Origin of the sequence: Aeromonas sp. 603607 (assembly GCF_049171595.1) — a bacterium.
Taxonomy (GTDB): Bacteria; Pseudomonadota; Gammaproteobacteria; order Enterobacterales; family Aeromonadaceae; genus Aeromonas; species Aeromonas veronii.
The window spans coordinates 15,034-37,857 of the sequence record NZ_JAAKOV010000002.1; the positions used below are offsets into that span (position 1 = coordinate 15,034).

Below are 22,824 nucleotides of genomic sequence, written 5' to 3' on the forward strand. Positions count from 1 at the left end.
CCTTTGCTCACCCGCAAGGTGCAACCGGATGCAAAAAGGCCAGCCGATGGGCATCGGCTGGCCTTTTTATCGCGGGATTTCCCTCTGGCTAACGCCAGAGGGCCAGGCTTAGCGCCAGGGGCTCTGCTGCCACAGACGCCCCAGTCCGGCTTCCAGCGCCTGAGCACCCTGCTGTCCCAGCTTCTGGGTCAGACTTTTAGGCTTGCGATAGCTGATGCCGATCACCTTGTGGTGGCTGGCCTGCGCCAGCAGATAGTCATCACTGGTGCAGAGGGTATCCACCAATCCCAGCCCCTTGGCCTGACTTGCCAGCCAGTGCTCGCCGGTCGTGACCTGATCGATATCGAGTTGCGGGCGGTGTTCGGCCACAAAGGCCTTGAAGCGCTCGTGGATCGCCGCCAGCTCCTCGCGAAACTTCTCGCGCCCCAGATCGTCGTTCTCGCCGAACATGGTGATAGTGCGCTTGTACTGACCGGCAGTGTGCATCTCGAATTCGATATCGTGCTTTTTCAACAACTTGTTGAAGTTCGGCATCTGGGCGATCACCCCGATGGAGCCGACGATGGCAAAGGGGGCAGCCAGGATCTTGTCTGCCACACAGGCCATCATGTAGCCACCGCTCGCCGCCACCTTGTCGATAGCCACGGTGAGCTTGATGTCACGATCGCGCAGTCGCTGCAACTGGGAAGCGGCCAAGCCGTAGCCATGCACCACGCCGCCACCGGATTCGAGTCGCAGCAGCACCTCGTCGCCGGGCTGGGCGACGCCAATCACCGCGCTCACCTCCTCGCGCAGGGAGGCCACCTCTTTGGCATCCATGCTACCGTTGAAATCGAGCACGAACAGGCGACTGCGCTCATCACCCGCCTTGGCGCGCTTTTTCTGCTCCTCTTTCTGCTGCTTTTCCAGCACCTTGCGCTCGGCCTTGCTTACGAGCGCGCTCTTGAGGGCAAATTGCCCCTGCTCCAGCTCGCTCGAGAGATCGGTCACCACCAGCTCCCCCTTGCGCGCTTTCGGCTGGCGAGTGCTCACAATCATCAGGATGATGGCGCCGATGGCCAGCAGGAAGGTCACTGTCTTGGCCAAAAACAGGCCATATTCGGTCAGAAATGTCACGATGGACTCCAGAATGGATCGGTTTTCGTCACATTCTAGGGAGTTTGATGGAGGCGCGCAAAAAATCGCAGCCAGTGCCAGGAAAAACCAACCCGAGCATCACAACCTCTCTATTTTCTTCACATTTTTCTTGCCGCTGGCTGGTCAAACAGGCGCGCGGATCAGTACACTTGGCGCCGATTGCCATGCACTTATGGCCGGAATTTGTTAACAGGAGTTGTCATGCTCGATTATCAGGCGCCCCGCGATCTGCTCAAGGATAAAGTCATTCTGGTCACAGGTGCCGGCGACGGGATCGGCCGCGAAGCCGCCCTCACCTACGCCGCTCACGGTGCCACCGTGATCCTGCTCGGCCGCACCAGCGCCAAACTCGAAGCCGTGTATGACCAGATTGAAGCGGCCGGTTATCCGCTGCCCGCCATCGTGCCGGTGGATCTGAAAGGGGCCACCGCCGCCCACTACCGCGGCATGGCAGAAACCTTCGCCCAGCAGTTTGGCCGCCTCGACGGCGTGCTGTTCAATGCTGGTCTGCTTGGCACCCTCTCTCCGTTTGAACATATTCAGGAGAAGGAGTGGGACGAGGTGATGCAGGTCAACGTCAAATCGGAATTCCTGCTGACCCAGGCGCTGCTGCCGCTCTTACGCCAGACTGCCAAGGCGCAGGGCGATGCCTCCATCGTCTACACCTCCTCCAGCGTGGGACGCAAGGGGCGCGCCTACTGGGGCACCTATGCCATCTCCAAATTTGCCATCGAGGGGATGATGGAAGTGCTGGCCGACGAGCTTGAGAACACCGGTGTGCGGGTCAATACCCTCAATCCGGGCGGTACCCGTACCAAGATGCGCGCCAGCGCCTTCCCGGCGGAAGATCCCATGAACCTCAAGACTCCGGCCGACCTGATGCCGCTCTACCTCTACCTGATGGGGTCGGACAGCCGCGGCAAAACCGGCCAGACCTTTGTGGCTCAGCCAAAATAAACAAGTTGCGTGGCCCAGCCCAAATAAATCAATAAAATACCCAGAGTGTTGTGCGGCAGGGGTTAAATTGAATAGGGGGCACAGGCTCCCTGTTCGAACCACTGACCATCCTATCTCCAATCAGGTTGAACTATGTTTCGTCCCAAGAGCACGTTTGAGCAATGGCGGATCTTTCAGGCGGTGGTCGACTGCGGCGGCTACGCCCAGGCGGCCGAGGCGCTGAACAAGAGCCAGTCCTCCCTCAATCATGCGGTTGCAAAGTTGCAGCAGAGTCTGGGGGTGCCCTTGCTGGAGGTGCGCGGCCGCAAGGCGGTGCTGACCCCAGCGGGCGAGATCTTCCTCAAGCGGGCCCGTCAGTTGAGCCAGCAGGTGGAAGAGCTGGAGAATCTGGCCAACAACCTGGAGCGGCAGTGGGAGCCGCAGATCAACCTCTATGTCTCGGCGCTGCAACCAAGGGATCGCCTCTATCGGGCCTTGGCCAGCTTCTATCCCCGCAGCCGGGGTTGCCGGGTCAACCTGCACGAACGCATTCACTGCCACTTCAACGCCCTGCAACCGGGGGATCTGATGCTCTCCGAGCACCTGCCCGGCGATCGCACCGGCCTGTTGCTGGACGAGGTGTGCCTGCTGCCCCTCTGCGCCGCCAGCCATCCGCTGGCGCAAGAGGAGGGGCCCATCCGCAGCGACGTGCTGACCAGCCACAACCAGATCAGCCTTCATCCCCCCATTCACCGCTCGGTGGACTGGAACGATGCGGATGACACCGGCTGGAAGGCAACCCACTACCACGAAGTGCTCGCCATGCTGCGCCTTGGCCTCGGCTATGCCTGGCTGCCGCGCCATCTGGTTGAGCGGGAGTTGGCGGAAGGTTCACTCATACAGCTGGATCTGGAGAGCGGCAACGAGCGCCACCTCTACACCTACCTGCTGACCCTCTCCCCCGAATCCCTCGGCCCCGCGACCGAGCTGCTGCTGCGCTGCCTGCGCAACGAATATCAGGGCGAATCAGCGCAGCTCCCGCACGCCCAGCCCCAGCACGACAAATAACAGCCAGATCCCCCGTCAGACGTTGGGCACCCGCCAGCTGGCGGCCAGTGCCACCAGTGCCAATCCCAGCGCAACCATAAAGACCCCGTGGAAACTCCACACCTCCGCCACCACACCGGCGATGGCCCCTGCCATGATGGAGCCGGTGCGGATGCTGTTGGCAAACAGGGTAGTCGCCACCCCGGCTCGCCCCGGCATCAGATCCTGAAAGTAAGACATGCCGATCCCCGCCACGATACCGATGAAGATGGCGTTGAACAGCTGTAAGGCGATCAGGGCGTATTGGTCGGTGAGGGTCACCAGACCTGTGTAAAAGGCCGCGCCAGCCAGCACCGCCAGCAACATCATGGGGCGCTTGCCAAAGCGCGCCGTGTAATAACCCGCCAGCAGCATGAAGGGGATCTCCAGCGCCGCTGCCGTGCCCATCAGGATACCGGCAAGCTTCTCATCCATCCCGAGCTCGCGAGTGATGTAGAGCGGCATATTGATGAGGTACATGCTGTTGCAGGTCCACATCAGAGTGGAGGCGATAAAGAGCGCCCGCACCGCCGGATCCCGCCAGCTGCTGACCCGCTCTGTCTCTTCAGCCAGCTTGGGCAGTGGCAGAGAGGGGAGCCAGCGCCACACCACCAGGGCACAGAGCAGATAGGCCAGTGCCGAGGCCAGGTACATCAGCTCAAAACCGTAGCCGATGGCCAGCGCAAAGGCGATGGGCGGGCCTATGACCCAGGCCAGCGAAAACTGGGCGCGCATCACCGAGCTGAACATGTCCGCCCGCCGGTTGCGGCTGTCGGAGTACTCCCGCGCCAGCGCAAACAGCTGGGGGCTGGCAGTGGCCGCCAGCGCCGCCAGCATCACCCCCAGACTCGCCAACAGCCAGTAGTTGCGGTTCCAGGCAAACAGCAAGGAGAGCGCCACCCCGGCAAAGCAGCAGCGCAGGATCAATCGCTTGCGATCCCCCTTGTTATCGGAGCGGTGGCCCAGCCACTGGCTGACCAGAATGCCCACCACAGCGTTGATGGTGTAGAAGAGCCCGACCAGAAAGGGGCGCACCTGCACCTCTTCGGCCAGAAACAGACTTAAGGTAGGCACCTGCAGTGCCACCGCGACGCCGGTCATAAAGGTCACGGCAAGAAATGAAAGAGAGACGGGGTCCGGGCGTTTGACCGCCGCTATCGACAAGCTCATAGGGTTACCACTGATTGGAAGGACGATACGGGCTAACGGGCGGCAGCCGTATGAAAATTCGGCGCCTATCTTATGTCACTATCAAGAGCGGGCTCAAGGATGGCATAAGCAGGTGTGCGCCTTGCGAGGGAGGCCGCGACCCCGTAGAGTGAAAGCCCATCCTGCCAGCACAAGGAGTTCGCATGTTTGATTTTGATCAGGAAGTAGACCGCAGTGGCACCATGAGCCTGAAATGGGACAAGTACAAGGGTCAGGATGTGCTGCCCATGTGGGTTGCCGATACCGACTTTGTCTCCCCCCCGTCCGTGATTGAGGCGTTGACCAAACGGGTCGCCCACGGCATTTTCGGCTATTCACGCCCCTCGCCGCGCCTGATCGAACTCATTATCGAACGGATGGCGACCCGCTATGGCTGGACCATCGAGCCCGAATGGCTGGTGTTCCTGCCCGGCGTGGTGCCGGGGCTTAACCTCGCCTGCAAGGCGTGGAGCCAGCATGGCCGCGGTATCATCACCCCCAAGCCGGTCTACTACCCCTTCCTGCAGGCACCGGGCTTCAATGATCGTCCCCTGCTCACCGTGCCGATGATTGAAGAAGCCGGTCGCTGGGTTCTGGATCTTGAAGAGCTGGAGCGTCAGGCTCCCGCCGCAGATCTGCTGCTGCTCTGCAACCCTCACAACCCGGGCGGCACCATCTTCACCCGTGACGAGCTGCTGGCCATCGATGCCATCGCTGCGCGCCACAATCTGGTGATCTGCTCCGATGAAATCCACTGCGATCTGCTGCTGGATAAAAACGCCCGCCACATTCCCTACGGCGCCATCAGTGCGCAAGCGGCCGAGCGCTGCGCGGTGATGATGGCCCCGAGCAAGACCTTCAATATCGCCGGTCTCTGCTGCTCCTTCGCCATTATCCCCAACGCCCGTCTGCGCTTCAGGCTGCAACAGGCGATGCGCGGCATCAGCGCCGACGTCAACCTGCTGGGTTTTGTCGCCGCCGAAGCGGCCTATGAGGGTGGCGAACAGTGGCTGACCGAGCAACTCGACTATCTGACAGCCAATCTGGCCCTGATCCAGCAAGCGGTTGCCCGCTGGCCCGGCGTCAAGCTGGCCAGTCATCAGGCGACGTATCTGGCCTGGATCGATGTGAGCGCCCTTGGCCTTGCCGATCCCATCGCCTTCTTCGAGCAGGCAGGGGTTGGTCTCTCCCCCGGCGCCCAGTTTGGCGACGGTCAGTTCGTGCGGCTCAACTTCGGCTGCACCAGGGCACGGCTGACCGACGCGCTGGCGCGGATGGAGCGGGCAATCCTCAACCACAACAAGCCCTGATCAGCCAGCAACGGGATGGGCAAGCCCCATCCCTTTTACCCTGTGTCATCAGCCAGCGGTCAACTCAGTCAACGGTCAATTATGTCTCTACGGATCTTGCATCACCTTCTGCTCCCCCTCTGTGCACTCTCTGCGCTGCTCCCCTTTGGCAGCCAGGCGCTGACTATCGGAACGGGCCCGCTCAACGGGGTCTACTACCCGACCGGTGGCGCCATCTGCCGGGTGCTCAATGCCGGCCATGCCCTGCATGGGGACAGCTGCACCGTGCAGAGCACCCGTGGCTCGATGGCCAACCTCAAGGCACTCGACAAAGGGGACGTACAGCTGGCGCTGGTGCAGTCCGATGTGTTGCACCACGCCCTGCACGGCACCGGCCCCTTCAGCGGGCAGGGGGCCAACAATGAGCTGCGCAGCCTGTTTCGCCTCTATCAGGAGTCGCTGATCCTGCTGGCTGCCCCCAATAGCGGCATCACCACCCTGGCAGATATCGAAGGGAAGCGGGTTTATCCGGGCAACAAGGGCGCCGGTGAGCAGATCACCAGCCAGGCCCTGATGGCGGCCATGGGATGGCAACCCGGGCAGTTTGCTGCCTATCAACTCAAGTCGGACAGCGAACCGCTGGAAGGGCTGTGCGATGGCTCGCTGGATGCCGCGTTTGTGGTGGCCGGTCACCCCAGTCTGGCGGTCGGCGATCTGATCAGCCGCTGCAAGGTGCGCCTCATCCCCATCGAAGGGGAGCAGATCGACAGGCTGCTCAAGCAACACCCCTACTACCAGCGCAGCCGCATCGCCGCCAACCTCTATCCGGGGCAGACCACCGCCATCAACAACATCGGGATGAGTGCCGAACTGGTGGCGCTGGCCAGCCTGCCGGACCCCATCGTCCGTACCGTGCGCGATACCCTGCTGGCCCGAGTCAAACAGTTCAGTCGGCTGCATCCTGCCCTGAGCAAGGTGACCCCCGAGCAGTTGCAGGCGCAAACCGAGCTGCCCCTCCATGCTGGGATGTCGGATCAACCGCCAGCTCCCTTGTCACTGACCCCCGAGCAGTTAACCGCGGAACAGCTGACGCCGGAGCCGTTAACACCAGCGCCATCGGCCTCGGAGGCGGCACCAACGGCAGAGCAGGTGAGTGCCGCCAACGGGACAACTGCGCCCCTTGAAGCGCCCTCTGACGCGACCACCACCAGCAGTGCCACAGTGGCCACAGAAGCCACAGAAGCCACAGAGGTTAATCCCTTGCCCGAAGAGGCGCTCGAGGTCACCTCCGAGCTCACTGCGCCAGCCTCCGAGGGTGAGAGCGGGGCCCCTTCGGCCTCTTCTGCAGTGTCAACGGTTCCATCACCATCGGCTGCCGTGTCGACTCAGTTGCCACAGAGCGCCTCGGCGGCAACTGCGCCGCAAGAGCAGGCAGCCGAGCCGGCCAGCAGCGCGGTGAGTGGCGAAACCCCACCGCAGGATAAAACCGATATACTTCCCTCCCCTGCCACCAGCGCAGCCACACCGCTGCAACCCTGAATGGTCAGCTCCCACAAATGCATCAGGGCAGCCGAGGCTGCCCTGATTGTTTACGCGCGTTCGATAGTGACGCAATTGAGAGCGGCACAGTCTCCCCGATAGGCCTGCTCACCTTGCCGCCCCGCTACGGCTCTATCACCCGGGTCAGATAGGGATTGGGCTTCTGGATCTCCTCCTCCACCCAGTGCAGCAACTGCTTGATGGCCCGCGACAACACCTGATTCTGGCGCACCACGTAGCCCAGACTGGTACCGGGAAAGTCGCCGAGGCTGGTGACCGGCGCGGTGAGGTTGAGGCGCGGATGCAGAGAGAAGTCCGGCACGATGGCGACACCAAAGCCAGCCTCGGCCCAATCGAGCTGGGCGTCCACGCTGCCCACCTCCATGATGCGACAGGGGGGCAAGGCCAGCAGCGGCAGGGACGGGTCGATCAGCGCCCGGGTGCGGGTGTCGTGACCGAGCAGGATCAGGGTCGGCTCGTCGAGGGGGTCGCTCTCCCCCGCCACCGCCCGCGCCTGCCAGCGGGCAAGGCCGTGCCCCAGCGCGCACCAGGTCACCTGTTGCAGCTCGGTGTAGAAGAGCGGCTCGCTGCGCTTTTGCGCCATCACGAAGCCCAGATCCGCCTTGCCCGCCTTGACCAGCTCGGCGGCCTGATCCGAAGTGGTGTTGAACAGGGTAAGGTCGATGCCGGGGAACTCCCGCTTGAAGCGCTGGAACGGCTGGATCAGCAGCAGGCGGGAGATGATGTCGCTGGCGGCGATGGCCAGCGTCCCCTGACTCAGCTGGTTGAGGGCATTGAGATCGGACTGGCAGAGCTGCAACTCGGCAATGGTGCGCTCGGCGCTTTGCAGCAGCCGCTCCCCCGCCTGCGTCAGGCGAAACGGACTGCGCTCGATCAGCCGCACCCGGGTCGCCTGCTCCAGCCGCTTGATATGCAGGCTGACATTAGGTTGGGTCATGTGCAGCTCGGTGGCGGTCTGGCCAAAATGTTGCAATCGGGCCAGGGTGACAAAGGTTTGCAGCCAGTGAATATCCAGCATAAGAGTCCCTCAACCCGCGATGTGCGGGGCTTGCCAGGCAAAATCGGACGGTTTGCCGCTTAATTGGCCATAATTATATGGTTCTCTTATCGGAACTATAAAGATAATTAATTTTTCTAATCCGCATCAGGCTCCTAGGATGGACGCCTAACGTCTTAGGAGAAAGAGTCATGTCGTCTATCGTAGTCGTAGGTGCTAACTGGGGTGATGAAGGCAAAGGCCGCATCGTGGATTATCTGGCAGGTCAAGCTGGCGCCAGCATTCGCTTCCAGGGCGGCAACAACGCTGGCCACACCGTGGTCAACGACCTTGGCACCTTCAAGCTGCACCAGGTTCCGAGTGGCGTATTCAACCCGGATTGCCTGGTTGTCCTCGGCCCGGGCATGGTGATCAGCCCCGAGAAACTGACCGTCGAGCTCGAGGAAGTCAAAGCCTCCGGCGTGACTCCGAAGCTGGCCATCTCTGACCGCGCAACCCTCTGCCTGCCGCTGCACGCACTCGAAGATACCCTGGAAGAGCAACGTCTGGGTGACGGCGCCTATGGCTCCACCCGTCAGGGCATCGCTCCTGCCTACGGCGATCGCGTGATGAAGAAAGCGATCCTGGTCGGCTGGCTGAAACAGCCGGACGTGCTGGTCGAGCGCATCCAGTTCATGCTGGACTGGAAACTGCCGCAGATGAAGGCTATCTACCCCTCCTTCGAATTCACCCAGACTGCCCAGGAGATGGCCGACTGGCTGCTGGAAGTCTCTGCACCCTGGATCGACGCCGTGTGCAACGTCAGCATGCCGCTCAAAGCGCTGCAGGCTGAAGGCAAGACCCTGCTGTTCGAAGCCCAGCTGGGCGCTGGCCGTGACCTGATCTACGGCGAATACCCCTGGGTGACCTCCTCCCACGTATCCGGCGCCTACGCCGGTATCGGTGGCGGTCTGCCGGGTCTGCGTCCGGAGCGCGTCATCGCTGTGGCCAAGGCATTCAGCTCCTCTGTCGGTACCGGCACCCTGCTGACCGCCATGGAGAACCAGGACGAGTTCCGCAAGATCACCAATGAGTTCGGCGCTACCACTGGCCGTCCCCGTGATGTCGGTTACTTCGACGCCGTCGCCACCAAGAACGGGGTCGAGCTGCAAGCCGCCACCGAAGTGGCCCTGACCAAGCTGGACTGCCTGACCGGTCTGCCGGATCTGAAGATCTGCGTGGCCTACGAAGGTGCCCACACCGAGAACCCGATTTGGCCGCAAACCGCTGCCCTGAAGCCGGTTTACGAGCAGATGGAAAGCTGGAGCGAAGACATCACCGGCTGCCGCACCTTTGAAGAGCTGCCGCGCGCTGCCCAGCAGTACGTGCTGCGTATCGAAGAGCTGCTCGGCGTACCGGTTCCGATGGTTTCCGTCGGCCCGGGCCGTGACGAGATGATCCTGCGCTAAGCCGCATTTCTCATCGTCAAACAAAAAACCGGCATCCCTGATGCCGGTTTTTTTATGGCTGCCGTTTACCTTCTTGCCATAAAACCACTCAAAGGCTCAATTAACTCACCAATCGACCTCACATTGAGCCGTTCTGCAATAACATTCTACCCTGCCCTCGTTAAAGTGAACCCGTTACCACACGAGGAGTCACCCGATGAAATTGCTCAAACAGAGTGCCCTGTTGCCACTGCTCTGCCTGACGGCCATGCCGGCCTTTGCCATGACCCTGAAGAGCACGGACATTCACGAAGGCCAGTTGATGGACAAACAGTTCAGCTTCAACGGCTTTGGCTGCAGCGGCGACAACCACTCGCCCCAACTTAGCTGGCAGGATCTGCCGGCAGGCACCAAGAGTGTTGCCATCACCGCCTATGACCCCGATGCCCCTACCGGCAGCGGTTGGTGGCACTGGTTGTTGGTTAACCTGCCTGCCACCCAGAGCGAGCTGGCCAGCAATGCCTCCGGCAAGCTCAAGCAGGGATTGGAGATCCGCACCGACTTTGGCAGCCAGGGTTACGGCGGCCCCTGCCCGCCCGCTGGTCACGGCATGCACCGCTATCAGTTCACCGCCTGGGCCCTGCCCCATGATCTCGAGGTGAAGGCTGATACCCCGCCCGCTATGGTAGGCTACATGCTCAATAGCATGGCGCTCGGCAAAGCCACCCTGACCGCCACCTTCGTCACCCCCTAGGAGCCAACCGGATGAGCACTCCCCTGCTGCAACAGAGCCACTATCTCGGGATCCGCCAGCAGCCCCTGCATCGGGTGCTCATCTATGCCCCAACCCTCATCTGGGTCACCCAGGGGAGCAAGCAACTATGGTGGCGCGAGCGGCGTCTGTCGTTTGACAGGGAGCGGTGGCTGCTGATCTCGGCAGGCCACCAGCTCACCTTCGTCAATCAGCCGGAGCAGGGCAAATTTCGCTCCCACGCCATCACACTGCTGACTCCACCACCGCAGGAGTGGCTGGCCGAGTCAGCCCCTTCCCACGCCGATCTGGAGGAACCCGCCGTCAAGGTCACCCCCGGGCTCGCCTTCTGCTTTGAGCTCATCAGCACCATGGCCGAACGGGGACTGAGCGAAGCAACCCAAGCCGAGCTGCTGCGCAGCTTCTATGCCGAGCTGCGGGCTGCCAACGCCCTCGGGTTGCTCTTTCCCGCCAGCACCATGACCCTCGCAGAGCGGCTGGCCCGATACCTGGCGGTGGAACCCGGCATCGACCACACCCTGGAGGCGGTGGCCCCCCACTTCTCCATGAGCCGCGCCTCCATGGTGCGCAAGCTGGCCGCCGAAGGTCGCAGCTTTCGCCAGTTGCTGGCTCAGGTACGCATGAGCCACGCCCTCAATCTGTTGCAACAGGGCCTGACCCCGCTGGAGGTCGCCCTCGCCTGCGGTTATGACTCCCCCAGCCGCTTTGCCGCCCGCTTCAAACAGGAGTTCGGCCTGACGCCCCACCAATACCTGCACACCTGTCCTGCCAGATTGGCGAGCAACGAAAAGTAAAATATTACTTAAAGACCATTCTATGTAACCTGATGTAACCCGGTGATCCCGCTCACATTGCCGCCTCTTCAGAGTGTGATCTCGCGCCAACGCTCCCTTTTTCCCTGCCGTACAATGGCTACCGAACACCTTTTCACTAAAAACAAGCGTAAAAAATCTTCCTTTTAACCTACATAAACGGAATTGGAGCGAGCAATGTTTCGTAAAACTTTACTCTCGGTAGCCCTCGGCACCGCCCTGTTCGGACTGACCGCCTGCAACGATAACCAGACAGAGAGCAGCACAGTCGCCAAACCGGAGCAGGCCATCCAGTACAAGGACGTGATCGACCGTCGGGGAACACCGACCCAATTCCGCGACTTTGACAGCTACTCCAACCTCAAATACAACCCGCTGCTCGATCTGGGGGCCTGGCACGGTTTCCTGCTGCCTGCCAACGACAAGGAGTGGGGGGGCTTTACCGGCCCCATGGTCATCTCGGAGGAGTACAGCCTCTTCTTTGCCAGCGAGCTGGACAAGCTCACCCTGAGCGATGCGAGCGGGCGCCCGTTCCCGCTCACCAGCGCCCGCAAGCAGGAGGTGTACGCCATTCCCGGTGCACTGGTGCAACACTTCGAGTTCGAGCCCTTTACGCTGGAGCTGGAGCTGCGTTATGGCGATGCCCGCACAGCTCTTATCCGCACCCGACTCATCAATCAGACCGATGCACCGCTCACCCTCAACCTCAACTGGCAGGGCGAGTTGCTCAATCAATGGGATGCCAAGGATACGATTGCCAGCAAATATCCAGGCTGGACTCGCACCATCAGCGAGAGCGACAAAGGAATCGAATTCCAGTTCGGCAAACTGCGCAGCACTTGGAACATCATGCAGAGCGGCAGCGCCCGCTATCGCATCGACCGCACCCTGCCAAGCCGCACCACCCTCGACCAGAAGACACTGGGCTACCAAAGTGACGCCAGCATTACCCTGGCCGCCAAGGGGAGCCAGGATATCTACACCCTGCAGAGCTATCTCCACTCCGCAGATGACGCCAGCCGCCATCAACAGAGCCGTCAGGCCCTGCTGGCTGACCCGGCCAGCTATTTTGCCGACTCCATCCGCCGCTGGGAGGGCTACCTTGCCAAGGGTCTCTCCAATCAGGGGATCCCCGAGTCGGAGCGTCGCATCGCCGTCAAGGCGATGGAGACCCTCAATGGCAACTGGCGCTCCCCGGCTGGCGCCATCCTCCACGACGGGGTAACCCCCTCCAATACCGCCCGCTGGTTCGACGGCGTCTGGGCCTGGGACAGCTGGAAGCACGCCTATGCCATGGCGCACTTCAACCCTGAGGTGGCCAAGAACAACGTGCGCGCCATGTATGACTATCAGGTGCAGCCGGATGATCCGGTGCGACCGCAGGATGCGGGCATGGTGATCGATGCCGTCTTCTACAACAAGCTGGCGGATCGCGGTGGCGATGGCGGCAACTGGAACGAGCGCGATACCAAGCCGCCCCTCTCCGCCTGGGCCATCTGGGAAATCTACAGCGCCACCAAGGACAAGGCCTTTATCGCCGAGATGTATCCCAAGCTGCAGGCCTACCACGACTGGTGGTACCGTGCGCGGGACAACAACCACAACGGCATCATCGAATATGGCGCCACCAAGCATGTGGAGCACAACGACGAGTACGGCAATATCACCTTCAAGGTGCAGTACTCCAACGGTATTCCCGCCGGGCTGGATCTCTCCAGCTGTACCAGTGAGGGGGATGGCTGGTATGCCTGCGCCGGTATGCCGCTCTATCAACAGGTGTTGAACGTGGGCGGTTACAGCGACATGGATATCGGTGCCCAGCACGGCGCCGGTTGGGAGTCCGGCATGGACAACGCCGCCCGCTTCGGCTTTATCGAACCGGGCCAGCTGCAACGCTATGCCGACAAGACTTATGGCGGAGATTTGGCCAAGGCACGTCAGGACTGGAACGTCGCCTTCTTTGAAAACCATCAGGACAATGGCGATTTGATCGGCTTCTCCATCGATCAGGAGTCGGTGGAGCTCAACGCCTTCCTGGCCAAGGAGAAACGCATTCTGGCAGACATGGCCGACCTGCTTGACAAGCCGGACGACGCGAGCCGCTACCGCGATGGCGCGACCCAGCTGGCTGGTTACATCAACAGCTGCATGTTCGATGAGGCATCAGGCTTCTATTACGATCGCCAGATTGCTCAGGGGGATGTTGCTGACGGCAACGGCTGCGTCGGCAAATTGCTGACCGCCCGCGGCCGTGGCCCGGAAGGGTGGAGCCCGCTCTGGGCTGAGGTCGCCGACAAGGAGAAAGCGGCGCGGGTGCGCGAGGTGATGCTCAACGCCCAGGAGTTCAACACCAGGATCCCGCTGGGCACCGCCGCGCTGACCAACCCGGCCTACGACCCCAATATCTACTGGCGAGGCCGGGTATGGCTCGATCAGTTCTACTTCGGGGTGAAGGGGCTGGAGAACTACGGCTATCGCAGCGATGCCGAGGCTCTGGTCAACAAGCTGTTCAACAACGCCGAGGGCTTGGCGGGCAGCGGCCCCATCCGCGAAAACTACAATCCGGAGACCGGCACCATGCAGGGAGCCAGCAACTTCAGCTGGAGCTCGGCCCACCTCTACATGCTCTATCGCAACTTCCTCAAGCCACAGGAATAAGCCTCGAGAGAGGATGGCTTGATGCATCAGGTGGCCTTGTAGAGTGTTGCCATACTGATTGAGCAAACTGAGCGCTCGGGAAATATTGCTCAGGTGCTTGCTGCTCCCCCGCAAAAAATGGTGATAGCGGGGGAATAAAAAACAACCCGGCACGAATGCCGGGTTGTTTTTTTATCAGAGAGACGAACTCAGCTCTGGCCTTGCAACGCCTGTTGCAGCTCCTCTTCAGTCCAGATGGTAATGCCGAGCTCCTGCGCCTTGGTCAGCTTGGAACCGGCCGCTTCCCCCGCGACCAGCACATCGGTCTTGGCAGATACCGAACCCGCCACCTTGGCCCCCAGCTCCTGCAATGCCGCCTTGGCGTCGTTGCGCGACAAGGTGGTCAGGGTCCCGGTCAGCACGAAGGTCTTGCCGGCAAAGGGTTGCTCCGCGGCCTCTTTCTTCTCGATAGCCGGCCAGTGGATGCCGGCAGCCAGCAAGGCTTCCAGCACCTCCACGTTGTGGGGCTGACGCAGGAAGTAGTAGACATGCTTGGCCACCACCTCGCCCACGTCGGCCACTTCGAGCAGTTGCTCCACCGATGCAGCGCGCAGGGCATCCAGGGTGAAGAAGTGGTTGGCAAGGTTGAGCGCAGTCGCCTCCCCCACTTCGCGGATCCCCAGAGCAAACAGGAAGCGCGGCAGGGTGGTACTGCGCGCAGCATCGATGGCGGCTACCAGATTGAGGGCCGATTTTTGCCCCATCCGCTCAAGACCGGCCAGCTGGATGGCGTTGAGGCTAAACAGATCGGCGGGAGTCTTCACCAGCCCCTTGTCTACCAGCTGCTCGACAATCTTGTCGCCAAGGCCATCCACATCCATGGCGCGACGGGCGGCGAAGTGCTTGATCGCCTCCTTGCGCTGCGCCTCGCAGAACAGGCCACCGGAGCAGCGGGCAACTGCCTCTCCTTCCAGCCGCTCTACTGCCGAACCACACACCGGACACTCGGTCGGGAAGAGGATCGCGCGGGCGTCGCTTGGGCGCTGCGCCTCCACCACGGCGACGATCTGCGGGATCACATCCCCTGCCCGGCGCACGATCACCGTATCGCCAATCATCACGCCAAGGCGCTCGATCTCGTCGGCGTTGTGCAAGGTGGCGTTGGAGACGGTCACGCCGCCGACAAACACCGGTTTAAGCTTGGCCACCGGGGTCACGGCGCCGGTGCGGCCGACCTGAAACTCGACGTTCTCAAGCTCTGTCATCTCTTCCTGCGCCGGGAACTTGTGGGCGGTCGCCCAGCGCGGCGCGCGGGCCACAAAGCCCAGCTCCTCTTGCAGAGCGATGGCATCCACCTTGTAGACCACGCCGTCGATCTCGTAAGGGAGCTCGCCACGGCGGGCCAGAATGTCGTCGTGGAACGCCTGACAACCGGCGGCCCCCTCTTTGAGCTTCACCTCGGGACTAAGCGGCAGCCCCCACTCCTTGAGCTGATTGAGGCGACCAAAGTGAGAGTCACCGAGCAGCTCGCCGCCAACACCGACACCGTAAGCGTAAAAGCTCAAGGGACGGCTGGCAGTGATACGTGAATCGAGTTGACGCAGGCTGCCGGCGGCGGCGTTGCGCGGGTTGACGAACACCTTCTCGCCCGCTGCCAGCGCCTTGGCGTTCATCGCCTCGAAACCGGCCTTGGGCATAAAGACTTCGCCACGCACCTCCAGCCGCTCTGGCCAGCCAGTGCCACGCAGCGCGAGCGGAATGGCCTTGATGGTGCGCACGTTCTCGGTGATCTCCTCACCGGTGGCGCCATCGCCCCGGGTGGCCGCCTGCACCAGCTGACCATTTACATAGAGCAGGCTCACCGCCAGACCATCGAGCTTGGGCTCGCAGCAGAAGGTGAAACGCACGTCACGCTTGAGGCGATCGCTCATCCGTTGTTCGAACGCCTGCAGCTCTTCGCTGCTAAAGACGTTGTCCAGACTCAGCATGGGGATCTCGTGGCGCACCTGTTTGAAGGCCGTCAGCGGCTGACCGCCGACCCGCACGCTGGGTGACGCCGGTGTTTTCAGCTCGGGATGCTCGGCCTCCAGCGCAATCAGTTCGCGCATCAGGCGATCGTATTCGGCATCCGGCACTGTGGGGTTATCCAGCACATAGTACTGGTGACCATATTCGGTAAGCAGTTCACACAATTGACGGTGGCGGGAGAGGGTGTCGCTCATGAAAAAGTCTCGAAGTGTGATTGAACATACGGCCGGGGTAGAAACAAAAATGCGGTACCAGGGTACCGCACTTTTTCTTCACTCGACCCGCATGGTGTATTAGTCGCGGCTGGCCTCGTAGGCAGCCAGCTCGTGACGGTAACGGGCAATAGTCTCGTCGCTCAGCGGGCTGCGATCCATATCTGTCAGCATGGCATCGAGATCGCTGGCCAGCTGATCGGCTGCCTGCAGCATGTCCTCGAAGGCAAACGCGGCATTGCTGCGCAGGGGCAGTTGCATGAACAGGGAGACACCCGGCGTGGTGAACTGCTCCATCCGATAGGGATTGAAGGTACCCGGCTTGACCATGTTGATCATGGAGAAGAGCACTTCACCCTTGCCGTTGGGATCTTCGTGACGGTGGAAAATATCCATCTCGCCAAACTTGAAGCCCAGCGCCATCAGGGATGAGAGCAGGGTCGCACCTTGCAAGTCGTGACCCGGACGGCCCATCAGGTTGATGACATAGACATCCTGCCAGATCTTCTCGACCGGCTGGGGCGCCATGCGCGGCTCTTCCACCACAGGTGCAGGCGCCACATAGGCTGGCTCTTCATAAACAGGCTCGGGAGCCACATGACGGGGCTGCGGCTGATATTCCGGCTCGGGAGCACGCACCGGTTCGGCACGAACGGTGTCAGCGGTACGGACTGTCTCTGCACGGGCACCAAAAGTCGGGGCGGTCGCGTAAGCGGGCTCGACCAGCGGCTCGTCATCCAGCGACTGCATCATGGGCTCGCGCTGGGGACGGGAACGGTAGACCGGGGTACGACGATTGACCTGAGCAGGTTTGCGCACCGGCGCGGCGGGCGCCTCGTCGATCTCCTCGGGCAGCGGTTCGTCGAACGCTTCCTCCTCTTCATAGACAGGAGGCGGCGGAACCGGGCGGGCAGCAGGCTTGCGCACTACGGGCGGCGGCAGCTCGTCCTCGTCATCTTCATCATCAAAGGCGGGGACGGCAGGGCGACGACCGAGTTCCGGCTGGCGGCTCTCTTCACTACGCAGCTTGGGCTCGGCACGACGGCCACCACTGACCACGCGTACCTGGCCGATGCCATCGCTGTCGAAGGCGTCGTTATCACGATCCCGCGACTTGGAGTCCATCCGTCCAATCGGTTTCTCTTTGATCGGTGCCTGACGATTCTTTTTGTTGCTCCACAACCCGTGAATGAGCAATGCCGCAATAGCAATACCGCCCAGGGCAACCAAGATGTAACGCAATTCCTGCATTAGCTGCTTCTCTTTCTAGTTTTGCTCAGCCAAAGCGACGGCTTCACCGATATCGACCGACACAATGCGAGAAACCCCGGGCTCTTGCATCGTGACGCCAACCAGCTGCTCAGCCATCTCCATGGAGACCTTATTATGACTGATGTAAACGAACTGTACTGTGCTCGACATCTCTTTGACAAGAGAACAGAAGCGACCGACGTTCACTTCATCGAGCGGTGCATCCACCTCATCCAGCAGACAAAAAGGTGCTGGGTTGAGTCTGAAGATGGCAAAAACCAGCGCAAGCGCGGTTAACGCCTTCTCCCCCCCGGAAAGCAGGGCAATGGTAGCATTCTTCTTACCCGGAGGTCTCGCCATGATGCTCACTCCGGCCTCCAAAAGATCATCAGAGGTGAGCTCAAGCCAGGCACTGCCCCCACCGAACACTTTTGGAAACAGGGATTTTAAATCTTCGTTGACCTTATCGAAAGTGTCCCGGAACCGTATTTGTGTCTCTTTATCAATTCTTTTAATGGCTTGGCTCAAGGTTTCCAGAGCTTGCTCGAGATCCTGACACTGATTTTCGAGGTAGGTTGCCCGGGTTTTCGCCTCTTCGTACTCCTCCAGCGCCGCCAGGTTGATGGCACCGAGCGCCTCCACTTGCGCCTCCAGGGTCTGGATCTCCTGCCGCAGCTTGCCGCGATCAGCTGCGATCAGCACTGCCTGATCGAGATCTACCAGTCGAACACCCAGCTCTTCGAACTGCTCGTGCAACCCTTGCCGGCGGGTGAGGTTGCGTTCGCGCTCAAGGCGCAGGGTTGCCAGCTTCTCTTGCAGAGTCACCAACTGCTTGTGATCGGCACTTCTGGCCTGCTCCAGCTCACCGAGCTGGCGCTCCAGCTCCGCAAGCCGTTGATGGCAGGCGAGCTGCTGCGCCTCAAGATTGCGCTGCTCAGCCAGCAGGGGCGCCAGATCCGGCACGGCCTCGCTATCCGGCCCTTTCAGCCCGGCCAGCTCCAGGCCGAGCCTCGCCAACTCCTCTTCGCCCAGGGTAATGAGTTGGCGCAGATTGCCCAACTCCAGTTGCAAACGCTGGCAGGTCGCTTGTTGCTGCTCGCGGCGCGCACGGGCCTCGTCGACCGTCCGCTCGCTGCGGGTCAGCTGCTCCTGAGCGAGCTGCAACCCTTGTGTCAGCGGCTCCCCCTGCTCCTGCAACTCGGCAAGGCGCGCCTCATCGAGCTCCAGTTGTTCACGGGCGCTGGCCAGCCGCTCAGCCTCTTCGGCCTGCTCCTGATCGAGCCGGATCAGCTCTTCGCCGAGCTGACCGAGCCGCTGCAACCGCTCCTGCCACTGACCCTGTTGCAGGCTCCAAGCTTCGCGCAGTTGTTGCCATTTCTGCTCTTGCTCGCGCAAGGTTCGCTGCGACAACTCCTGCGCGCTGGCAAGCTGGGCACGCCGGGCATCGGCAGCCACAAGTTGCTCGCTTAGCTGTACCAACCCCGCGGCAACCCTCTCCTGCTCGGTATGCAACCGCTCACGCTCACCCAGCAGTGCCATGGTGCCGAGCGCCGCGCCTTGCCCCAGATCTGCCCAGTTTGGCCCCAGCCAGTCGCCAGCAGGAGTCAGTACCGACTCACCGGCCGCAAGGCTTGGCTGGCGGGCCAATGCGGCCTCCCGGCTCTCGACCAGCCAGATGGCATTGAGGAAGGCGGGAATATGCTCGCCGCCCAGTTGCGCCGCCAGCGTACCGGCAACCGCCGGTTGCGCCGGGCCAATCCAGAGCCCCTCTTGCGCCAGATCGCACTCGTCCGCCGGCGTTGCGGTGAGCCAGCGACCCAGCACCTTGTCGAGCGCCTGTGCCCATTCGGGAGCAACCTGCAGTCGATCCGCCAGGGTCGCCCCTTCCATCTGCTCGCCCAGGATTTGATCCAGGGTCGCCAGCCGCGCCTCCAGTTCCCGCTGCAGGCTCAACTGCTGGCCATACTGCTGCTTGAGTTGTTCATGGGTGTCGACCGCCTGCGCCAGCTGCTCGGTCAGCTCGCCATTAGCCGCCCGCGTCAGCTCCAGCTCACCACTCAGGGCATCGAGGGCCGGTTGCAGGTCATCGGCCTCAGCGCCGAGGGGTCCCGCGCGTTCATCTTCCAGTTTGAGGCGGGCCAGCCGGGTCTTGGCTTGCAGTTCCTGCAGGCCACCCAACCGGGTACGAGTCTGGTTGAGCTGCCCCTGCAACCCGGCCAACTGTTGTTGCCACTGCTGCTGGCGCAAGCGGGCCTGTTCCAGCTGCTCGCTGGCGTGCTGGCGGGCCTCCTGCTGCTCGGTGAGCAACTGCTCACACTGCTCCAGCCGGGCACTCTCCTGCTCGGCGCGCAATACCCCTTCGGTCAGTTGATCCTGCTGGCTGGCAAGCTGCGCCTTGCGGGTGGCGATCCGCTCACCGAGCGCCTCTGCACGGGCCTGCCAGTCGCGCCCCAGTTCACTCTGGTGCAGTTGCTGTTGCTCGAGACGGGCGATGGCCTGCCCGCCGAGAAAAATCTGTTGCTGGCGGCTCGCCTGTTCGGCTTGCGCCTCTTGTCTGGCGACCGACAGGGTGACGTGGCGCCCCTCATCGGCGGTGCGCTTGGCATCGAGCGCCGCCAGCGCCTGCTCGGCCTGCGCAAGTTCGGTTTTAGCCTCGCCAAGGCGCGTCTCCAGCGCCCACAACTCGGAGCCAATCAGCTCGGCGCGAGCTGCGCGCGAACGACTCTTGAGCTGTTTGTAGCGCTCGGCCGTTTCGGCCTGGGCTTTGAGGTGGTCAAGGCGCGAACCCAGCTCGCCGCGAATATCGCCGAGGCGCTCCAGGTTCTCCTGAGTGTGGCGAATGCGCTGCTCGGTCTCGCGGCGCCGCTCCTTGTAGCGGGAGACCCCGGCGGCTTCTTCCATAAAGAGCTTGAGATCGGCCGGACGTGACTCCACCAGTCGGCTGACAGTGCCCTGCTCGATGATGGCGTAGCTGCGAGGGCCAAGACCGGTGCCGAGGAAGAGGTCGGTCACATCCTTACGGCGGCACTTTTGACCGTTGATCTGATAGTGGTTGGAGCCATCGCGCAGCACTTCGCGGCGCACCGAGATCTCGGTAAAGCGGCCGAACTCGCCGGGCACCCGGTTATGGGGATTGTCGAACACCAGCTCGACCGAGGCGCGCCCGTGCGCACTGCGGTTGATTGAGCCGTTGAAGATGACATCGGTCATGTTTTCGCCGCGAAGATGGCGGGCGGAACTCTCCCCCAGCACCCAGCGCACCGCGTCGATGACGTTGGATTTGCCACAGCCATTGGGGCCCACCACGGCGGTCATGTCTGCCGACAGTTCGATGCGGGTCGGCTCGACGAACGACTTGAAGCCGGCGAGTTTGATCAGTTTCAGACGCATGGCGACCTGTATCAGTGGCTAAATAAAGAGGATGCGGGCAGGTGACTTTACCAAATCCAGACCCGGCTTTGTTTGTAATATGCAGGCATCATCCCCATTCAATGCCCGATTTTCAGTCGCCACGGCACGAAATAAGGAATAGTCGGCGACTTTACCAAATCAAAGGCTTGTTTGTAATATGCTGGCAGTTCTCCCATGCATAGATGGAGCTCACATGAGCCAATCACCCCATATGGTCAAAGATTCAATCAGCGGTGCAGACTACTTTCTGCGCGGGTTTTCCCTCATTCGCCAACCGGGCATCCGCACCTTTGTGCTGATCCCCCTGCTGGTCAACTTCGTGCTGTTTGCAGGGGCCTTCTATGCCCTGCTGCTGCAACTGGACGGCCTGTTCGCCTGGCTCCATCAGCAGATCCCCGCCTGGCTCGACTGGCTGGACTACCTGCTCTGGCCCATCGCCCTCATCACCATACTGGTGGTCTTCTCCTTTATCTTCAGCTCGGTTGCCAACTGGGTAGCCGCCCCCTTCAACGGCCTGCTGGCGGAGAAGGTGGAGCAGATCCTCACCGGTCAGCCCGCCAATGACAGCGGCATGCTGGATATCGTCAAGGATGTGCCACGCACCTTCGGCCGCGAATGGACCAAGCTGAAGTATTACCTGCCCAAGGCCATCGGCTGCCTGATCCTGTTCCTGATCCCTGTGGTGGGCCAGACCCTGGCGCCGGTGCTCTGGTTCCTGTTCAGCGCCTGGATGATGGCGATCCAGTATGTGGATTATCCGTTCGACAACCACAAGATCGACTTCATCACCATGCGCGATGCCTTGAAGCAGCGCCGCGGCAAGTGCCTGAGCTTCGGCGCTTTGGTGACCCTCTTCTCCGCCATTCCGGTGGTGAACCTCTTCGTGATGCCAGTCGCCATCTGTGGTGCCACCGCCATGTGGGTCGATCACTACCGGCAAGAGCAGTTGGGGCGCTAACCCTTGAACATTGATTAGAAAAAGGCACCCGAAACGGTGCCTTTTTCGTATTTAGCATGAATTAAATTAATGCATGCATTCGATAGCTTGTCCCATATGACACGAGTTGGTAGGATTCTGGCCTTTCTCGTTCCCTGGGATATCTCATGTTACATGCACTCTTCTTGGTGGGCCTGGTGGCCGAAGGGATGACCGGCGCGCTGGCCGCGGGTCGGCGACGGATGGACCTGTTTGGTGTGGTGATCATCGCCTCGGCGACGGCCATCGGTGGTGGCACCATTCGTGATGTGCTGCTCGGCCACTATCCGCTGCTCTGGATTGAACATCCGGAATATGTGCTGCTGGTTGCCGCAGCTGCGATGGCGGGTGTGGTCTCCGCCCCCCTGATGCGCTATCTCGGCAAGCTGTTCATGGCCCTTGATGCCCTGGGACTGGTGGTCTTCTCCATCTTCGGTGCGGCCCGGGCGCTGGATATGGGCCACGGCGCCGGTATTGCCTGCATCATGGCGGTAGTGACCGGGGTCTTTGGCGGGGTGCTGCGGGATCTGCTCTGCCAGCGGATTCCACTGGTATTTCGTCGCGAGCTCTATGCAGCCATTTCGCTGATCACCGCAGCGCTTTACTGTCTGGCGCTGGATCAGGGCTTGCCGACCAACTGGGCCGCGTTCGGTTCCATCGGGATCGGCTTTGTACTACGACTGCTGGCGGTTCGCTTCAAGTGGGGTCTACCCACCTTCAACTACCAGTACGCGACCCACTGAGTACGCCAGCTTCTGGCGAGGCGGGTTGGATTGCGAGCAACAAAAAAGCGCCCGAGCGGCGCTTTTTTCATGGACGGTCTGCGACTCAGTTAATCCCTTCCGAGCTAAAGAAGGTCGCCTTGTCGGCGATAAAGCGGATCTTGATATTCTTCCCTTCTCCGCCCCAGAGGCAGCTGGTGGTGCCCAGCGCATCGTCACAACGCTCCGCCTTGCCCAGAATGGTGCTGGCCTCGGCGTAACTCATCCCCATCTTCAACTGGTCGTAATTTTCACGGTTGAGCTTGCTGCAACCGGTCAACAACAGGGCGATCAGGCCGCCAATCACTATCTTTTTCATCGCAATCTCCTCTCTGGTGGGAAGA

At 61.5% G+C, this 22,824-nt stretch carries 17 protein-coding genes; 10 read left to right on the plus strand and 7 right to left on the minus strand.

The annotated features are described in order from the left end of the window. Nucleotides 1-108: 108 nt before the first annotated feature. The gene (gene sohB / locus G5315_RS03090) at nucleotides 109-1,116 is read right to left on the minus strand and encodes a protease SohB (protein WP_005334907.1); all 1,008 of its coding nucleotides are present in this window, start codon (nucleotides 1,114-1,116) and stop codon (nucleotides 109-111) included. Nucleotides 1,117-1,338: 222 nt separating this feature from the next. Between sohB and G5315_RS03095 the strand changes: the two genes are divergently transcribed. Both G5315_RS03095 and G5315_RS03100 read left to right on the plus strand, forming a co-directional pair. After that, entirely contained in the window at nucleotides 1,339-2,094 is a 756-nt protein-coding gene (locus tag G5315_RS03095) for a YciK family oxidoreductase (protein ID WP_005334909.1), read from the plus strand. Between the two features lie 132 nt (nucleotides 2,095-2,226). Then, nucleotides 2,227-3,141, plus strand: a complete 915-nt coding sequence (locus tag G5315_RS03100; RefSeq protein ID WP_113739735.1) for a LysR family transcriptional regulator — start codon at nucleotides 2,227-2,229, stop codon at nucleotides 3,139-3,141. 15 nt (nucleotides 3,142-3,156) lie between these two features. Here G5315_RS03100 and G5315_RS03105 read toward each other — a convergent pair whose 3' ends face one another. After that, nucleotides 3,157-4,329 (minus strand): MFS transporter, encoded by a 1,173-nt coding sequence (locus tag G5315_RS03105; RefSeq protein WP_103250803.1) that lies wholly within the window; start codon nucleotides 4,327-4,329, stop codon nucleotides 3,157-3,159. A gap of 182 nt (nucleotides 4,330-4,511) precedes the next feature. Between G5315_RS03105 and G5315_RS03110 the strand changes: the two genes are divergently transcribed. Both G5315_RS03110 and G5315_RS03115 read left to right on the plus strand, forming a co-directional pair. After that, nucleotides 4,512-5,657 carry a MalY/PatB family protein gene (locus G5315_RS03110; RefSeq protein ID WP_421332402.1) on the plus strand — a complete coding sequence of 382 codons (1,146 nt, stop codon included), beginning with the start codon at nucleotides 4,512-4,514 and terminating at the stop codon, nucleotides 5,655-5,657. 81 nt (nucleotides 5,658-5,738) lie between these two features. After that, entirely contained in the window at nucleotides 5,739-7,175 is a 1,437-nt protein-coding gene (locus tag G5315_RS03115) for a TAXI family TRAP transporter solute-binding subunit (RefSeq protein WP_421332403.1), read from the plus strand. Nucleotides 7,176-7,299: 124 nt separating this feature from the next. On the opposite strand, the gene G5315_RS03120 is transcribed toward G5315_RS03115, so the two are convergent. Next, on the minus strand, nucleotides 7,300-8,214 hold the full coding sequence (locus tag G5315_RS03120; protein WP_042658174.1) for a LysR family transcriptional regulator: 915 nt from the start codon (nucleotides 8,212-8,214) through the stop codon (nucleotides 7,300-7,302). A 170-nt stretch (nucleotides 8,215-8,384) separates the two neighbouring features. Here G5315_RS03120 and G5315_RS03125 point away from each other — a divergent pair, with 170 nt between their 5' ends. From G5315_RS03125 to ygjK, 4 genes are all read left to right on the plus strand, one after another. After that, on the plus strand, nucleotides 8,385-9,641 hold the full coding sequence (locus tag G5315_RS03125; RefSeq protein WP_005347796.1) for an adenylosuccinate synthetase: 1,257 nt from the start codon (nucleotides 8,385-8,387) through the stop codon (nucleotides 9,639-9,641). Nucleotides 9,642-9,837: 196 nt separating this feature from the next. Then, on the plus strand, nucleotides 9,838-10,374 hold the full coding sequence (locus G5315_RS03130; protein ID WP_058059194.1) for a YbhB/YbcL family Raf kinase inhibitor-like protein: 537 nt from the start codon (nucleotides 9,838-9,840) through the stop codon (nucleotides 10,372-10,374). Nucleotides 10,375-10,385: 11 nt separating this feature from the next. After that, nucleotides 10,386-11,186: a helix-turn-helix transcriptional regulator gene (locus G5315_RS03135; protein ID WP_421332406.1), complete on the plus strand. Its 801-nt coding sequence runs from the start codon at nucleotides 10,386-10,388 to the stop codon at nucleotides 11,184-11,186. 195 nt (nucleotides 11,187-11,381) lie between these two features. Then, nucleotides 11,382-13,862 carry an alpha-glucosidase gene (gene ygjK, locus G5315_RS03140; RefSeq protein ID WP_421332407.1) on the plus strand — a complete coding sequence of 827 codons (2,481 nt, stop codon included), beginning with the start codon at nucleotides 11,382-11,384 and terminating at the stop codon, nucleotides 13,860-13,862. A gap of 188 nt (nucleotides 13,863-14,050) precedes the next feature. On the opposite strand, the gene ligA is transcribed toward ygjK, so the two are convergent. The 3 genes from ligA to G5315_RS03155 all read right to left on the minus strand — a co-directional run bounded on the left by ligA (nucleotide 14,051) and on the right by G5315_RS03155 (nucleotide 20,722). Continuing rightward, nucleotides 14,051-16,063, minus strand: a complete 2,013-nt coding sequence (gene ligA / locus G5315_RS03145; protein ID WP_421332408.1) for an NAD-dependent DNA ligase LigA — start codon at nucleotides 16,061-16,063, stop codon at nucleotides 14,051-14,053. Between the two features lie 99 nt (nucleotides 16,064-16,162). Then, nucleotides 16,163-17,332 (minus strand): cell division protein ZipA, encoded by a 1,170-nt coding sequence (gene zipA / locus G5315_RS03150; protein WP_421332410.1) that lies wholly within the window; start codon nucleotides 17,330-17,332, stop codon nucleotides 16,163-16,165. 15 nt (nucleotides 17,333-17,347) lie between these two features. Continuing rightward, a complete protein-coding gene (locus tag G5315_RS03155; protein WP_421332411.1) occupies nucleotides 17,348-20,722 on the minus strand; it encodes an AAA family ATPase in 3,375 nt (1,124 codons plus the stop codon). Nucleotides 20,723-20,936: 214 nt separating this feature from the next. Between G5315_RS03155 and cysZ the strand changes: the two genes are divergently transcribed. Both cysZ and G5315_RS03165 read left to right on the plus strand, forming a co-directional pair. Next, on the plus strand, nucleotides 20,937-21,701 hold the full coding sequence (gene cysZ / locus G5315_RS03160; RefSeq protein ID WP_005338455.1) for a sulfate transporter CysZ: 765 nt from the start codon (nucleotides 20,937-20,939) through the stop codon (nucleotides 21,699-21,701). A 146-nt stretch (nucleotides 21,702-21,847) separates the two neighbouring features. Next, a complete protein-coding gene (locus tag G5315_RS03165) occupies nucleotides 21,848-22,462 on the plus strand; it encodes a trimeric intracellular cation channel family protein (RefSeq protein WP_005338456.1) in 615 nt (204 codons plus the stop codon). Nucleotides 22,463-22,547: 85 nt separating this feature from the next. Here G5315_RS03165 and G5315_RS03170 read toward each other — a convergent pair whose 3' ends face one another. Continuing rightward, on the minus strand, nucleotides 22,548-22,799 hold the full coding sequence (locus tag G5315_RS03170; RefSeq protein WP_005338457.1) for a lipoprotein: 252 nt from the start codon (nucleotides 22,797-22,799) through the stop codon (nucleotides 22,548-22,550). Nucleotides 22,800-22,824: the final 25 nt, after the last annotated feature.